General features: G+C 66.1%; 14 protein-coding genes and 1 pseudogene. 3 read left to right on the top strand and 12 right to left on the bottom strand.

Going from position 1 to position 15338, the window contains the following annotated elements; translation table 11 throughout:
- Positions 1 to 5 precede the first annotated feature (5 nt).
- From ACIGJC_RS20875 to ACIGJC_RS20850, 6 genes are all read right to left on the bottom strand, one after another.
- Complete coding sequence (locus ACIGJC_RS20875) at positions 6 to 1016, bottom strand: thiamine pyrophosphate-dependent dehydrogenase E1 component subunit alpha (protein WP_483714059.1); 1011 nt, start codon at positions 1014 to 1016, stop codon at positions 6 to 8.
- Positions 1017 to 1575: 559 nt separating this feature from the next.
- Positions 1576 to 2457 carry an alpha/beta fold hydrolase gene (locus ACIGJC_RS20870; protein ID WP_483714057.1) on the bottom strand — a complete coding sequence of 294 codons (882 nt, stop codon included), beginning with the start codon at positions 2455 to 2457 and terminating at the stop codon, positions 1576 to 1578.
- Between the two features lie 58 nt (positions 2458 to 2515).
- A complete protein-coding gene (gene mhpT, locus ACIGJC_RS20865) occupies positions 2516 to 3823 on the bottom strand; it encodes a 3-(3-hydroxy-phenyl)propionate transporter MhpT (RefSeq protein WP_483714056.1) in 1308 nt (435 codons plus the stop codon).
- A gap of 85 nt (positions 3824 to 3908) precedes the next feature.
- On the bottom strand, positions 3909 to 4697 hold the full coding sequence (gene mhpD, locus ACIGJC_RS20860; protein ID WP_483714055.1) for a 2-keto-4-pentenoate hydratase: 789 nt from the start codon (positions 4695 to 4697) through the stop codon (positions 3909 to 3911).
- 18 nt (positions 4698 to 4715) lie between these two features.
- Complete coding sequence (locus tag ACIGJC_RS20855) at positions 4716 to 5675, bottom strand: 3-carboxyethylcatechol 2,3-dioxygenase (RefSeq protein ID WP_483714491.1); 960 nt, start codon at positions 5673 to 5675, stop codon at positions 4716 to 4718.
- A gap of 2 nt (positions 5676 to 5677) precedes the next feature.
- The gene (locus ACIGJC_RS20850) at positions 5678 to 7534 is read right to left on the bottom strand and encodes a bifunctional 3-(3-hydroxy-phenyl)propionate/3-hydroxycinnamic acid hydroxylase (protein ID WP_483714054.1); all 1857 of its coding nucleotides are present in this window, start codon (positions 7532 to 7534) and stop codon (positions 5678 to 5680) included.
- 267 nt (positions 7535 to 7801) lie between these two features.
- On the opposite strand from ACIGJC_RS20850, the gene ACIGJC_RS20845 reads away from it, so the two are divergent.
- The 3 genes from ACIGJC_RS20845 (at position 7802) to ACIGJC_RS20835 (ending at position 11301) form a co-directional block, all read left to right on the top strand.
- On the top strand, positions 7802 to 8593 hold the full coding sequence (locus tag ACIGJC_RS20845) for a DNA-binding transcriptional regulator (protein WP_483714053.1): 792 nt from the start codon (positions 7802 to 7804) through the stop codon (positions 8591 to 8593).
- A gap of 337 nt (positions 8594 to 8930) precedes the next feature.
- Entirely contained in the window at positions 8931 to 10274 is a 1344-nt protein-coding gene (locus tag ACIGJC_RS20840) for a sulfatase family protein (RefSeq protein WP_483714051.1), read from the top strand.
- A 187-nt stretch (positions 10275 to 10461) separates the two neighbouring features.
- Positions 10462 to 11301, top strand: coding sequence for a tripartite tricarboxylate transporter substrate-binding protein (locus ACIGJC_RS20835; protein ID WP_483714050.1), 840 nt, complete (start codon positions 10462 to 10464; stop codon positions 11299 to 11301).
- 80 nt (positions 11302 to 11381) lie between these two features.
- On the opposite strand, the gene ACIGJC_RS20830 is transcribed toward ACIGJC_RS20835, so the two are convergent.
- From ACIGJC_RS20830 to ACIGJC_RS20805, 6 genes and pseudogenes are all read right to left on the bottom strand, one after another.
- A complete protein-coding gene (locus tag ACIGJC_RS20830) occupies positions 11382 to 12404 on the bottom strand; it encodes an MBL fold metallo-hydrolase (RefSeq protein WP_483714049.1) in 1023 nt (340 codons plus the stop codon).
- Positions 12405 to 12481: 77 nt separating this feature from the next.
- Complete coding sequence (locus ACIGJC_RS20825; protein WP_483714048.1) at positions 12482 to 13573, bottom strand: porin; 1092 nt, start codon at positions 13571 to 13573, stop codon at positions 12482 to 12484.
- 279 nt (positions 13574 to 13852) lie between these two features.
- A pseudogene (locus ACIGJC_RS20820) lies at positions 13853 to 14088 on the bottom strand (carbonic anhydrase); the annotation flags it as partial.
- Positions 14089 to 14291: 203 nt separating this feature from the next.
- Complete coding sequence (locus ACIGJC_RS20815; protein WP_483714047.1) at positions 14292 to 14684, bottom strand: hypothetical protein; 393 nt, start codon at positions 14682 to 14684, stop codon at positions 14292 to 14294.
- A gap of 153 nt (positions 14685 to 14837) precedes the next feature.
- Positions 14838 to 15059: a hypothetical protein gene (locus ACIGJC_RS20810; protein ID WP_483714046.1), complete on the bottom strand. Its 222-nt coding sequence runs from the start codon at positions 15057 to 15059 to the stop codon at positions 14838 to 14840.
- A complete protein-coding gene (locus tag ACIGJC_RS20805; RefSeq protein WP_483714045.1) occupies positions 15056 to 15319 on the bottom strand; it encodes a hypothetical protein in 264 nt (87 codons plus the stop codon). The genes ACIGJC_RS20810 and ACIGJC_RS20805 overlap by 4 nt, the downstream gene beginning before the upstream one ends.
- Positions 15320 to 15338 lie beyond the last annotated feature (19 nt).

Raw genomic sequence — 15338 nt, 5'->3', positions numbered from 1 at the left:
GGGATTTACTGCACGAAGACGTGCTGCAGCGCGTCAGCGGGTGCCGGGTAGGGGCTATTGCGGCCGAATTCATAGGCGGCCTCGATGCGCGCGGTGACTGCAGCGCGAAGCTCGGTCTCGGTCGCTGCGTCGAGCAGGTCCCCGGCGCGCAGCGCGTCGCCAAGGATCTGGATCGGGTCATTGGTGCGCAGAGTCTTGGCCTCATCGCGCGGGCGATAGGTTTCGGGGTCGCCCTGGAAGTGGCCAAGATAACGGTCGGTCTTGACTTCGATCAGCGTGGGGCCTTCGCCGCGCCGTGCGCGTGCAATGGCCTCGCCGGCCGCGCGGTAGACGGCCACCGCGTCATTGCGTTCCACCAGTACGCCGGGCATGCCATAGCCGGCAGCGCGAATCTCGTTCGTCGGCACGGCGGTGGAGGCGCTCTTCTCCACGGAGATGCCGTACTTGTTGTCCTCGCAGACAAAGATCACCGGCAGTTTCCAGAGTGCGGCGAGGTTCAGCGACTCATGGAAAGAACCCTGGTTGGCCGCGCCCTCGCCAAAGAAGGACACCGCCACCCAGTCCTTGCCGAGCTTGCGCGCAGCAAGTGCGGCGCCGCAGGCTTGCGGCGAGCTCGCGCCGACGATACCGCTGCACGAGAACTTGGTCCCGGCATGGAACAGGTGCATGTGGCCGCCCTTGCCGCGACCCAGACCCGTGGCCTTGCCGAACATCTCGGCGGTCATCGCGTCAAGCGGTACGCCCTTGGCGATGGCAAAGTGGTGCGAGCGGTGCGCGCCGACCACGGTGTCCTCTGCTCGCAGATGGGCGCAAACGCCCACGGCCACCGGCTCCTGCCCGGCCGACAGGTGCATCTCGCCGGGAACCGGGCCAGCTCCGATGTCAAAGGCCAGGCCCTTCTGGATCTTCGGCGGCAGCTTGCCCTCCAGGTACACCTTCGCCATAGTCTCTTCGTACTGGCGGATCTCGATCATCTTCTCGTACATCCACAGAAGATGTTGCGGTGTGGGGTCCATGCAAAGTCTCCTCTTGCTCTCGTATCGGTTTCCGGCCGATGTGCCGGATGCCCTATAACTGCAAGAGGGATGCCAGCCCTGGACGGGCACGGCCCACGTTACTCAGGAAACCCCGTGGATCCTTTCTGGACAAGGCATTGCAGCGATCGGGGCGACAGAGGGGGAGGCGTTGGGGAGGGCCGCGAAAGCGGCCTTGTCGCGAGACACACGTCGCAGTCGCCGAGACATTTGTCTCATTCGCCTTTGTCACGCGACGGATTGCAGGTCGGCATCGGTGTCACCAACGCCGGTCCGGTCAGAGGCGATGCAGGCAGTGAACGATGACGCCGCTGCTGCCCCTTCCCGGCCTGCGTCTCAGGACCAAGGGGCGGCGACGTGGGGATCTGATGGGTGTAAACAGGAGGCTACGGTATTTGACTTTGGGTCTGCCCGACCGCGGGCGTGGGTGCCTGGCACTGCGCCGCCCAGGCCATCACCGCACGCCCCGTTTCCAATCCGCAAGCGGCAGGGCCAGCGCCGCAACGGCTAGCGGCAGACGCCCTGCAGGGGATCTACCGCCTCAGCGCGCCAGGAAGTCGAGAACAAGGCGATTGAAGGTCTCCGCATGCTCCCACTGCGCCCAGTGCCCGCAGCGATTGAAGATATGCATCTGCGCATCCGGAATCCCGGCGATCAGCCGCAGCCCGACATCCATCGGCACGAACCGGTCATCACGTCCCCAGATCACCAGCGTCGGCGACGCAATCTCGCCGAGCCGCGGACCGTAGTCCGTGAACTGCTTCGGGTTGGCAGCCAGGCTCTTGACGAAGTTTTCCAGGTGATCGCGCCGCGCCAGCATATTGTCCAGCCGCGCCTGCATCAGCTCGTCGGTCAATGAGCTCGCGTCGTAGACGAACACGTTCATCATGCGCTTCAGGTTGTCGATGGACGGCTCGCGGTAAAGCCCATTGAGCAGCTTGATTCCTTCGGTCGGCATCGGCGTGAACAGGCTCGGGCCGCCGGTGCCGCCGCCCATCAACACGAGCTTGCCGGCGCGCTGCGGATGGGCCAGCGCGAACGCCACCGCGCTGTGGCCGCCCATCGAATTGCCAAGGATGTGCACGCGCTCGATGTCCAGCGCATCGAGCACGCCCTTGAGCACGCGGCCATTGAGTTCCGAGCGCGAGCCCGTATTGACCACCGGGTCGCTCTTGCCCCAACCCGGACAGTCGACCAGCAGCACGCGATAGCCGGCAGCCGCCAGCGGTTGGACGTTGCGGTTGAAATTGGCCCAGCCGGTCGCGCCCGGCCCCGAGCCGTGCAGCATGACGACCGTCTCGGCACCGGCGCCGGTGTCGTTACAGTGGATGCGAAACCCGGTGTCGCCATCCTTCACGGTGACGAACCGGCTCGTATTGGCTTCGGTAATGGCTTCGGTAATGGCTGGTGCAGTAGCTTGCATGATCGTCTTCCTTACTGGACTGAATCCGTTCTGAATGAAATGTGTGCCAACGCGCGGCTCAGGCGCCGCGCCCGCCCGGCAATGCCGCCCCGGCTTCGAGCCGCGGCCGGCATGAACCCACCACCGCCAGCGCGGCAACCGCCGCGACCACGATCAGTGGAATGCTGGCCGCCACCAGCATCGATGCGCTCTGGCCCAACGCGAACAACTGACCCGCAACGAGCGGCCCCAGGATCGAGCCGAGCCGGCCAATCGCGACCGCCGCGCCCACGCCGGTGCCGCGCACTTGTGTCGGATAGGCCTGCCCGGCCAGCGCATACAGCACCGACTGCCCGCCCACCAGGAACAGGCCGCAGAAGAACGCGCCCCATGCCATCGAGACGCTGCCACCCGCCCCGGCAAGCCCCGCCAGCGCGGCCGCAATGCCTGCATACATGCCCACCACCGTGAGGCGCGGGCTGAAGCGGTCCATCACGTTGGCGATACCGACCGCGCCGATGCCGCCGCCGATGTTGAACATCATCATGGCGACGCCGGCCTGCACACGCGTCAGGCCGTTGGACAGCACCATCGACGGCAGCCAGTTCATCAGGAAATACAGCACGACGAGCGTGCCCAGATAGCTGATCCACAGCGCGATCGTGGTACGTGTCCGGCGGTCGCCACACAGCGCTTCGACAAACCCGGACGAAGCTTCCGCACCCTTCGTCGCTGGTGACTTCGATTGAGACTTCGATCGGTACCTGGATCGGGACTTCGCTTCGACGAACTGGGCGGACTCGGGCAGCCACAGAGCTAGCAGCGGCACCATCAGCAGCGGCCCGAATCCGCCCACATAGAAGATGTGCCGCCAGCCCTCGTCGCCAGGACTGGCGATGCCGATCGCGGCGGCAAGCGCGGCCCCGAATGGCATGCCGCAGTACATCGCGCCCACGGCCGTGTTGCGCTGCCCGGGCGATGCCGCTTCCGAGCACAGCGCGATCAGGTTAGGCATGGCGGCACCCAGGCCCAGGCCAGTCAGCAGGCGTGCGGCCAACAGGCTTTCGAAGCTCCATACCAGCGTCGTCGCCAGCGAGAATCCGCCGAACAGCGCCACCGACAGCATCAGCACGCGCTTGCGGCCCAGGCGGTCGGCAAGGCGCCCGCCGAGCGCCGCGCCCGGGAGCAGACCGATGGCACCGGCGCTGAAGGCCCAGCCCATCTGCGCCACGGACAGCGAGAATTCCTTCGCGATACGCGGCGCTGCAACGCCGGCGGACTGCAAATCTAGTCCTTCCAGCAAGGCGATCGCCAGGCACAGGCCGATCGTGGTGATGCTGCCGTTCGTGCGGCGCGCGTCGGCACCGCGGGTGTTCATTGTCTGCATGGCTTGTCTGCGCTGTCTCTGTGTTCCGCTCTTGGTGGGCGGTTCCGGGTTGTGTGCGTTGGGTCGGGCGGCGATGACGTCCCTGCTATGCGTCAAAAGCCGCGCGGACACTGCCGAGCCCTTCAATCTCCGCGGCATAGGTGCCGGGCTCGGTGACGGCGACCATGGGCCCGAGCGCGCCGGTCAGCACCACGTCGCCGGCGCGCAGCGGCGTGCCGAGCTGCACCATGCGGTCGGCAAGCCAGACCGCCGCGTTGAGCGGGTTGCCAAGGCACGCCGCGCCGCTGCCGCGCGAGAGCACTTCGCCATGGCGCGAGAGCGTCATCGCGCAGGCAGTGAGATCGAGCGCGGACAGCGGCACCGGACGGCTGCCGAGCACGAAGCGCGCGCTCGACGCATTGTCCGCCACGGTGTCGACGAAGCGGATGTCCCAGTTGCGGATGCGGCTGTCGACAACCTCGATCGCCGCTAGCGCGTAGGCGCTGGCGCGCAGGATGTCGGCAAAGGTATGGCGCGCGTGCGTCAGGTCGTGCTCGAGCACCAGCGCGATCTCTGCCTCGACCTTGGGCTGGATCAGACCCGACAGCGGCATAGGCTGGCTGTCGCCACAGGCCATGCTGGCGAACAGCGCGCCGAAGTCCGGCTGGTCGACGCCGAGCTGCTTCTGCACGGCCAACGATGTCAGGCCGATCTTGCGGCCGACGATGCGTTCGCCGCTGGCCACGCGGGCGTCGACGTTGACCTGCTGCACGGCGTAGGCCGTGGCAATGTCGTCGATCGCGATCTCGCCGCGCACGGGGGCGATGGTCTGGCGCGAGGCCTCGGCGCCGCGCAGGCGCGCTGCGATGTCGTTGATGAGGGTACGGTCGGTCATTTGTTGTCCTGGATGAGGTCAGGCCGCAGCGACCAACGCGGCGCGCGGCCCGGCGTGCATGGTGGCGAAGCCCGCGATCCATTCGGGAATGGCGCGGTAGAAGTCGAGCGATGCACGGTACGGCCCGTACGCGGCCAGGGCGCCGAACGCCGCCACCCACGTGCGGATCTCGTGCGCCGACTTGCCGCCATCGCGCGTGATCGCCTCGTTGGTCATGCCATCGACGGCCGTGAGTTCGCCGCGCTCGAGCAGCGAGAGGAAGGCGCGGTCCCACTCCGGATTGAGCGGATGCAGGTGGCTGTCACCGGCCACGAAAGCCTTTGCGGCGGCAACCGTGCGTGCCTGGCGCGCGGCGCGCGATTCGGCCGACGGGTTGCGCCCGGCGATCAGGCGTTCCGCAACCTCTTCGCTCGCACCGGCCAGTTCCGGCACCGGCGGTTCGTGCGAGATGCCGCCCGAGCCAACCACCAGCACACGCTTGCCGGTGCGCGAAGCGAAGCGGCCGACCGCATCGCCGAGCAGGCGCGCGCGGCGCAGCGTGGCCATCGGCGGCGCCACCGAATTGATGAAGACGGGGATGACCGGGTAGCGGTCCAGACCGCCGCTCAGCACCGCAAGGGCGTCCGCGCAGCCGTGGTCGACCTGCATCCGGTATGACAGCGCCACATCGATATCGGCCGCCATCACGCTCTCGGCCAGCGACAGCGCCAGGTCCGCGGGCACCTGCAGCTTGCCGGCAAGGCTGTTGAAGTCGCCAATGGCGGTGGCAGCCGCGCCGATGCAGAACGGCGGCATGACGTCATAGAAGAAGCCGTTGAAGTGGTCCGGCGCGAATACCACCACCAGTTCCGGATCGAACGCACGCACGCGCTCGCGCGCCGCGGCCTGCACGCGCTCGACCTCGGCGACGATCTCGGGCGCGGGGTCGACATAGCCGTGCAGCGGTGTATGTGACAGACATTCCAGGTGAATCGGCATCCTCATGCTCCTGCTGCTTGGGTAACGTTGACGGGGTCGTGCGCCGGACGCTGCGTCGCGCAGGGGCTGGCGGCACCGGCATACGGCGGCACCTGCGCCATGCCGAGCTTGCCGGCCAGTTCGGTGATAGCCTCCGACACCTGCTGCGGCGAGCACACGCCGGCGACGAAGCGGTCGGGGCGCAGCAGCACGACCGAATGCGGCTGGCGGCTGAACCACTCCCTCAGGCGACCGCCGGCATCGCCGATGGCGGTCACGCCTTCGGGCACGTCGTCGGCGTGGCGCAGCTGCACGTCGGGCTTGGCCAGCACGAAACGCATGCCGGCCTTCTCGGCCAGGGCGCGCGCCTGCGGCGTCAGGCCAAAGGTCGGATCAGTGCCCCAACCGATCACGGCAAAGTGGTTGCCGATGGCGTCGTCGAGCAGCGTGAGACGGCCATCGCCGGTACGCACGCGCGGCTGGATGAACATACGGCCCACCGGCGAGCCGGCAAGCGGATCGTTCCCATACACCAGTCGGCCGAGGAAGGATTCGCGCTTCTCGCTCATCAGGCCGAGCAGGCGGCCCGGCGCCGAATTACCCGAGCGTTCCAGCACGCGCGCGAGCCAGCCACCGCGAGGTTGCGGCGGCGGCAGCAGCACCACGCCCTCTTCGTAGCGCGGCATGGGCTTGAAACGCATCTCGATGAAGTAGCGCTTGACCGACGGCAGTATGTTGAAACTTCGCACGAAGGCGTCGCGCAAACGCACGCCAAGGCGCGTGTTCGGCGCAAAGATGTCCCCCGCCACTTCGGACAGGTGGATCATCGAACGCGCATGGGCGCGGCGTTCGGCGGTATAGGTGTCGAGCAGGCTCGCACCGGCCAGGCCCTTGGCGACCATGGCCAGCTTCCAGCCCAGGTTGCTGGCGTCACGGATGCCGCTGTTGTAGCCCTGCCCCTGCCACACCGGCATGATGTGCGCGGCGTCGCCGGCCAGCAGCACGCGGTCGACGCGGAACGTCGATGCGAGCCGTGCGTTGTGCGTATATACGCGCTGGCGGATGTAGTCGACCTTGTCAGGATCGGCCACCACCTTGCGGATCAGCGCGGCCATGTTCTCCGGCTTCGACAGCTCCTCTTCGGTCTCGCCTGGCATCACCATGAACTCGAAGCGACGAATGCCGTGCGGCAGCGCGGCCGAGACATAGGGACGTTCGTGATCGCAGTGCATGTAGATGTGCGGCGAGCCGACCGGGTCGTTGCGCACGTCCACGACGATCCACTGGTTCGGCTTGGTGCGGCCTTCGAAGGGCACCTCCAGTGCGCGGCGCACCAAGCTGTTGCCGCCATCCGCACCGACCATGTAGGCAGCACGGATGGTGCGGCGCTGACCGCCGCTCGTGGTGACCTCGACGCTCACGCCGGCGCTGTCCTGCTTGAACGATTCGACGCCATGGCCGAACAGCACCTGCACGTGCTCGAAGCGCCGCAGGCCTTCGTACAAGACCCGGTCGGCCAGCGGCTGAATGAACGCGTTGCGGCGCGGCCAGCCGAACTCGTCGGTGCGCGGTTCGATGGACGCGAAGCAATAGCCGTCCTTGGTGACAAAGCGCATCCAGTGGTCAGGCGTGGTGTGCGGCAGCAGCGTGTCGGCCAGGCCCACTGCCTGGAAGACGCGCAGCGCTTCGTCGTCGAGCCCGATCGCGCGCGGATAGTCGATGAGCTGCTCCAGCTTTTCCACGACCGTGACGCGCACGCCGTGAAGGCCGAGAATATTGGCAATCATCAACCCGACCGGGCCGGCGCCGATGATGGCAATGTCAGTGTCGACTCGGGGAAGACGGTCGGCTTGCGACGTCTGCGTGGCCATGGTGTGCATAGGTCTCCTACTGGCAAGGCACGAGCACGCCCCCGCGCTGATTCCGCGCGTACTGGCTGTGCTGCGATGAAGTGGCAAGGGCAGCCGGGAAGCCGGCTGCGGATCAGGCGCCGCAGCGACGGCGCGGGCGGCGGATCAGGCAGGACATGGGGGGCGTCTCCATTGAATTTGCGATTTTGAGAGGAGTCTAGGGATCAGGCGACGCCTGCTCAAACATTTCTATAAAATGTGCAAGGCATGCACATGATTGATTTTTAAGGAATTTCAGTGAGCAAGTACGCGAATGTGCGAGGGTTGTCACGTGGTCTGCAAGTGCTGCGGGCATTGAATGCCATGGAAAACGGCCGCGCCTCCAGCCAGCAGTTGAGCGAGGCCACCGGGCTGCACCGGACCACGGTGCGGCGTCTGCTGGAAACGCTGGTCGAAGAGGGATTCGTGCGGCGCAGCACATCGGACGACAGCTTCCGCCTGACGCTGGACGTACGCGCGCTCAGCGAAGGCTTCACCGACGACGAACGTATCGCCACGGTCGCACCGCCGATCATGGGTCGGCTGATGCAGCGCGTGGTCTGGCCATCGGACCTGACCACACCCGACGGCGACGCCATGATCATCCGTGAGACCACGCACCGCTTCAGCCCGCTGTCATTCCACCGCGCCATGGTGGGCCGGCGCCTGCCGATCCTGCTGACCTCGGCCGGACGCGTGTATTTCGCGATGTGCCCGGATGCCGAACGCGAAGACATTCTTGAAGTGCTGCGCTCGGGCGCTGGCGGCGAGCAGCAACTCAAGCTCGCGATGGACGACGGCTATATCCGCAACCTCATCCGGCAGACGCGCAAGGACGGATTCGGATCTAACCACGGGGACTGGGCGGACCAGCGCAAGATCGGGGCGGTGGCGGTCGCCATCCAGGCGCAGGGGCGGGTGCTGGCCAGCCTGAATGTCATTTACCTCGAGCAGGCGATCAGTCCTGCGGAGGCGACACGGCGCTTTGTCCCGGAGTTGCAGCTGGCGGCGAAGGAGATGGTCGAGGCGCTGGAGATCAGTGACAGATAGCCGGGAATGGGCTTGCCCGACCCCGGGTAACGGGGACGACCCCCGTTCGGCGATTGGCAGAAGGTGGTCTCCATCAGCCTCGGCGCGTGTCCGCAGGCAGACGCGTTTCCTCGTGACTCTTCTCGCTTGGACAAGAAGTCACCCGCCGGCCGCGCGGCGGAACAACGGCGCTGCCTTGTCCCAATTTTCTTCTTCCAGATCAACGCTGTGCAAGGCTTGCACATTCCGCAAGTTTATTTGTTAGGCGCGCTCATGGTACGTAGACTCGGCGGCCAGAGGACTGCTTCAACACGAGAGGCCGCGCCAGCGGCCCGCCACCGATTTCAGGAGACACAGCATGTCGCGCCCCGATTCCCTTTCAGAGGGAAGAGCACCATTACGGCCTAATTTCGTCTTCATCCTTGCCGACGACCTTGGCTTTGCCGATCTTGGCTGCACGGGCGCTCGCGCGCCCAGCCCGTCGCCGAATCTTGACGCCATGGCGGCCGATGGCCTGCTTTTTCGGCACGGTTATGCCAACTCTCCGGTCTGCTCGCCCACGCGTTTCGCCATGATGACCGGCCGCTGGCAATACCGGCTGCGCGGCGCCGCCGAAGAGCCCATGACCGGCAAGGCTCGCGGCAGCGAAGTGATTGGTCTGCCGCCGGCCCATCCCACTTTGCCTTCCCTGCTGCGCGACGCGGGCTACCGTACCGCGCTCTCGGGCAAGTGGCATCTTGGCTATCCTCCGAACTTCGGCCCGCTGAAAAGTGGCTACCAGCAATTCTTCGGCCCCATGTCGGGCGGCGTCGACTACTTCTCCCATATCGACAGCAGCGGCAAGCATGATCTCTGGGATGGGGAAGCGGCCTCGCATGAAGAGGGTTACCTGACCGATCTCATCAGCGACCGCGCGGTCGAATTCATTCGTGCGTGCCAGGGCGACAAGCCGTTTTTCCTCAGCGTTAACTACACCGCGCCGCATTGGCCGTGGGAAACACGCGAAGACCGCGCGGAATCCGTTCGTATCGGGCAGCGTCTGAGTCATACCGATGGCGGCTCCATCGAGACCTATCGCCGGATGATTCACCACATGGACGAGGGCATCGGCCGCATTTTCAGCGCGTTGCGCGATAGCGGCGCGGATCGCCATACGCTCGTTGTATTTACCAGCGACAACGGCGGCGAACGGTTCTCGGACAACTGGCCTTTTGTTGGCCAGAAGATGGATCTTCTGGAGGGTGGCATTCGCGTGCCGCTGATTGCGCGCTGGCCTGAGGGCATTGCCGCCGGCACGCAGTGCGATACGCCGGTCATGACAATGGATTGGGCCGCCACCATGCTCGCCTGTGCGGACGTGCCTGCGGCTGCCGGCCACCCCATGGACGGCGTCGATCTGCGCCCCTTGCTCGATGGCGGGACGCTGGCGTCCCGTGACCTGTTTTGGCGCATGGCACACCGCCAGCAACGCGCGGTGCGCAGCGGGACGTGGAAATACCTGGCGGTCGAAGGCAACGAGTATCTGTTCGATCTTTCTTGCGATGAACGCGAACGCGCCAATCTCGCCAGCCGTTATCCCGAGCAGCTCGCTTCATTGCGCCGGCGCTGGGAGCAATGGGCGGCGCAGATGCCAGGCATCCCCGCCGACGCGGTGACCACGCTGGTGTTCGACGAGACCACCATCCCGCGCCCGACGCACTGAGCGGTAACCGCTTAGCGGCGACGCGCGGACAGCGAAGCACGATATCGAAGGAGACAAGATGGATCGCAGGAAATTTTCGGCAGCACTTGGGCTCGCCGCGCTCGGCACGCATGGCGCACCCGCGCGCGCCCAGGACAGCCGTCCCGGCGTCATTGTGGTCGGGTTCGCGCCAGGCGGGTCGGTCGACGTGGCCTCGCGTCTGATCGCCAGTGCAATGAGCACGGCCCTCAAACGTACCTATGTGGTGGAAAATCGAAGTGGCGCGGCAGAACGGCTGGCGCCGGAGTTCGTGCGGCGAGCCCAGCCCGATGGCGCAACGCTGATGATCGTGCCGCATGGACCGATGACGCTGTTTCCCCATCTTTACAGCAATCTGCGTTTTGATCCGGCGCGCGACTTCACGCCGATCGCGAGGCTGGTCAGCTACGACTATGCGCTGATCGCCGGCAACGGCATCGCGATTTCGAACGGCACCGAACTGCGCAAATGGGCCGGCGCTGCCGGGGCGAGGGCCAATTTTGGTTCACCGGGCGCAGGATCGGTACCACATTTCGTCGGCATGGCCGTGGCGCGGGCATTGGGCATCAAGCTCACCCATGTCCCTTACCGCGGCGCGGCGCCCGCTCTGACCGACGTCATGGGCGGGCAACTTGCCCTCGCCGTCGCGCCCACGGCCGACGCATTGCAGTTGAGCAAGCAGGGCAAGCTGAAAATCATCGGTACGAGCGGGGTGGCGCGCTCGCCAGTCAGCCCCGACATTCCTGCCTTCAGGGAGATCGGCATTCCATTCGAACTGCCCGGCTGGTTTGGTCTGTACGGACCGGCCGGTATGCCGGCTGCGATGCAGGACACGCTGAATCACGCTGCCGCGCAGGCATTGGGCGATGCTGCCGTGTCCGCCAGTCTGCGCCGCATCGGCTTGGTCGCCGCACCGAGCACGCCGGCTGCCTTGCAACAAATGCAGTTGGCGGAGTTGCAGACGTGGAAGCCGGTCGTTCAGTCTTCGGGATTCCGTCCGGAAGACTGAACGAAAACGGCCGCCCATCCAACAGCGGACCGCGCTTCTTCCACCCAGGGGATAACGGCAGGCTGCGGGCTTGAGCAGGCTTACGGCTTCTCCTGCCACACCGCGATGCCACCCGGGTTCCCGGGCGAGTCATCGAGGCCGATCTCCACGCGCGTCAGGTCTTCGCCGATCAACAGTTCACCGGCATATGTCTTGCGGACCCGCTCGACGATCTGCCCGACCGTGGCATCGCCGTTCAGGCCGATATGGCTGAACACCGCCAGCCTTGGCCCCGCCGTCCGGAAGACCCGTGCGGCGTCCTCCGGCGAGGACAGGTGATCGTAGATGGCACGGTACGCCGGGTTCGACGCCAGCAGCGCATCGGGGATCAGCGTGACGCAATGCACCAGCACGTCGGCGTTCTTTGCCTGCGCCACCACGGCGGGACTGAAGCGGGTATCCCCCGACAGCACCACCACCCGGCCCCGATAGTCGATCCGGTAGCCATACGACGGGCGGATGTTGTCGCCATGATCATTCTCGAAGGCCGTCACGCGAACGCCGTCCTTTTCATAGACGACCCCCGGCGCCACGTCGCGCGCGTCGATGGTGATGCCCGCGAGCGCGCTGCCCTCATCCTTGTGCCGGATCGCAATGTCCGCGGCGAAGGCCTGGCGCAGACCGTCCGCCAGCGCGCGCGTGCCCGCGGGGCCGTACAGGGCCATGGGCTTGTCGCGGCGGCCGTAAGGCGGGCGCAGCCAGCCGGTCAGCCAGAGGTCGGGCAGTCCCACCAGGTGGTCCGAGTGGAAGTGGGTCAGGAAGTGCGCGTCGACGCTGCCCAGCGGAATCCGCAACTGCCACAGGCGCACTGCCACGTCGCGTCCAAAATCAAAGACCAGCTTCTGCCCACCTGCTTCCACCAGCGTGCTGTAACCCGCGCGCGCCGCCGAGGGCACCGGAGTGCCCGTGCCCAGGAGCGTCACGCGGAAATGGTCGCTGCGGTCCGGGGCCACAGCGGCTGCCGGAGCGGCCAAAGCCGGAGCCGGCGTGGCGGCAGCCGAAAAGACCGCGGCGCACATCAGGGCGCTGCCCGTCAGTATCGTCAGCAATCGGGATGGTTTCATGCTTTACCTCCTGGATACGGTGGCAGCGGTGATCTGCGCGCAAACCGGCCACGTTCATTGTCTTGAGCCGCAGCGGCTCAGAAGATCTGCTTGATGCCGAGCATCACGCCGGCCTGGTTTCCGCCCGCGACCGGATTGCCCCCGGGGCTGCCGCCACTGACCGACAGCGCCGACTGGCCGCCGTTGTCGATATAGCCCGCCGTGGCATACACGGAGGTGCGTTTCGAGAACGAGTAAGCGCCCCGTATCGCGCCAAGCCAGGCCTTGTTCTGGCTGTGCCGGTATTTCAGGTAATAGATTTCGCCAGCCAGGTTGAACGCGGGCGTGATGTCGTAGGACGCCCCCGCAAACCAGAGATCGCTGCGTGGGGTGCTGCTTGCTTCATTGTTGCGCGACAGCAGCCCCAGGCCCAGCTTGCTGCGCGGCAGCAGCATGTAACCCCCCAGCGAGAAGCGGTCATCCTTCAGGCTGCTGCGGGTCAGGCCGCCGAAGGCGCCGGGACCGCCGCGCAGCGAATCGTAGGCTGCGCTCACGCCCCACCAGGCGGTCTCGTACATCAGCATCGCCGACCATTCGCGGCAGGCGCGCGAGTCCGCCGGGTTCTCGCCGGCACAGTTAGTGCCGGCCGGGCCCGGTCCCCCATTGACGGCATCGCGGCCCATGCTGTACGTGGCACCAACGGTGACGCCGCCGAACTTGCCCTTGTACGAGACCGCATTGTCGGCACGCGCGTTGGGGATATAGCTGTCGAGCGAGCCGACGCCATAGACGTTGGAGGTGAGGATATCGGTATCCAGACGCACCCAGAACAGCATGGTGTACTGGCGCCCGAGCCCGATCTGCCCCCACTGGCCGCTCAGCCCCGCGAAGGCCTGCCGCCCGAACAGGCGCGGCCCCTGATTCGAGACACCGGTGTCAGGCGCGAAGCCGGATTCCAGCACGAACACGCTCTTCAGCCCGTTGCCGAGGTCCTCCGAACCGCGCAAGCCCCAGCGCGATGGCACGGTCGCGGCCAGCGCAGGCTGACGCACCAGGTCATGTCCCGCCGCACCGACGTGATTGAGGTATTCCACGCCCGTGTCAATGACCCCATAGATCGTCACGGACTGTGCCGCCGCCACCAGCGGCACGGCGGCGGCCACGCCGGCAACCCCGTTGCGTAACTTCATGCTGTCTCCCCGATTTCCGCGATGGCGATCTACCGGCCACACCAGCGCCCCTGTATTATGTTCATATTTGAACATTTAGTTCTACATTGAACCAAACAGGGCGAATGGTACCGGCCTTGGTATCCAGGGCAGATTGGGGAAACTACTGATATTTAGCGATTCACCAGTTGACTCGTCGGTGAAGCATTGGAGAGTGTGCAAAAAACCGTTGCGATGCCGGGCGCGCGCGTCACTGCGGCGTCGGACTAGGTCCCGCGCAGTCGCCCGCGAAGGCAAATATCACACTTGCCGAAGGTTGCGCGAAGCCACCGCTACCGTGGTCGGCGACTCGGCGAGCGGCACAAAGCTTGTGTTGCGCCGTCGAGCGCATCGATGCTGCCGGTCTCGATGTCGTAGACCCAGCCGTGCAAGTTCATGCATCCCTGTTCGAGCGCCAGTGCCACCGACGGACGTGTGCGCGGGTTGGCCAGTTGCGCGATCACGTTCTCGCGCACAAGGCCGTCCAGCTTGGCGCGGGGCGTATCGAACTGATGCCCGCGCTGCCATCCAGCGCCTGGGGAAGGAACTCGACATCCGCATGTTCGCGCGGTCCAATTTGTGTGGCGACGGCGAACTCGCGGGGACGACTTTGTCGCCGCCCGCTACCACGATCCTGCTGATTGCCCCGTCTTGCCGGGCAATCCTTGAAACGCGTGCGGGCACGAATCACGTGGCCCGCTCAGGCCCCGTCGAGGAACGGGTTTCGCCGGCCAAGGCGGGTGCCGAGCGCATCGGGCGCCAGGCTCGCGCTGGCCGGATCGATGCCCTGGCCCGGTCCCCCGGCCACGGCCGGATCGACCGGTGCGGGCATCATTCCCGGCTGGCTCGGCTGTCCAGCGGTCTGCGCGTATGTATTGCCGCCGGCAGGCATGGTCCCGGCTCCCGCGTTGGCTGACGCCGGTGCGGCCTGGATTGCCTGAGCGCCTTGCATCGGCTGGGCTGCCGGCGCCGCCGGCTGGATCGATTGCATCGGCTGAGTCGGCTGAACGGGCTGGACCTGCTGCGCGAACAGCGGGTACGACGCGAGCATCGCGCCAGCCATCAACAGGGATTTCGCCAGATGTTGCTTCATTCGATTACCTCCTTGAATAGCCCTAAGGCCTGGGAGTAATCACTGTAGCGGCACGGCGTCTGACATTCTGTTCGATTTTGCAACGGGCATTTACGAGGCTTGCCATCGGGCATGCGAGGCGTTATCCGCATGCGCGCATCCGTGCGAAGCCCATCAAGCCGGCTTCCATACGGGCGAGGCCGCCACCGTCACCTTGCGTGGCAGGATACCTTGCGAGGTGAAGACGTCAGCAATACGCTGCTGCTCGTCGAGCGCCGCGCCATCGACGGGCTGAACGCGATACGTGCGCCTGGCGTTGGCCAGTTCCACCGTCGCGGGATCGAGGCCGATCAGCGGCGCATGCCAGGCCGCCGCCGCCTCCGGATTCGCAGTCATTCAGCCCGCTTCCGATAGTCCCCCAATGCCCCCGACTCGATACGGCCGCCTCGGCAGTCGAGGAACTGCAGCGTCGTGCCGCCGCTTCCGGGCCGCACGGCGTGCGCTTCGGAATCGGCCAGTGGTTGCGGCGTCTGGCAATAGCTATTGCCCGCGCGTGCGCACGCCACGCCGGTCTGGCGCGGCCGGTCGGTATTGGCGTGCACGGCCGAGCACGCGCACGCGGCAAGCATCGCGGCGCAGTTCAGAAGTATCTTCATGTCTGATTTCATGGCGGGC

The organism is Cupriavidus sp. C3SS-1 (assembly GCF_057073755.1).
This window is presented reverse-complemented; position numbering and strand designations above follow the sequence as displayed.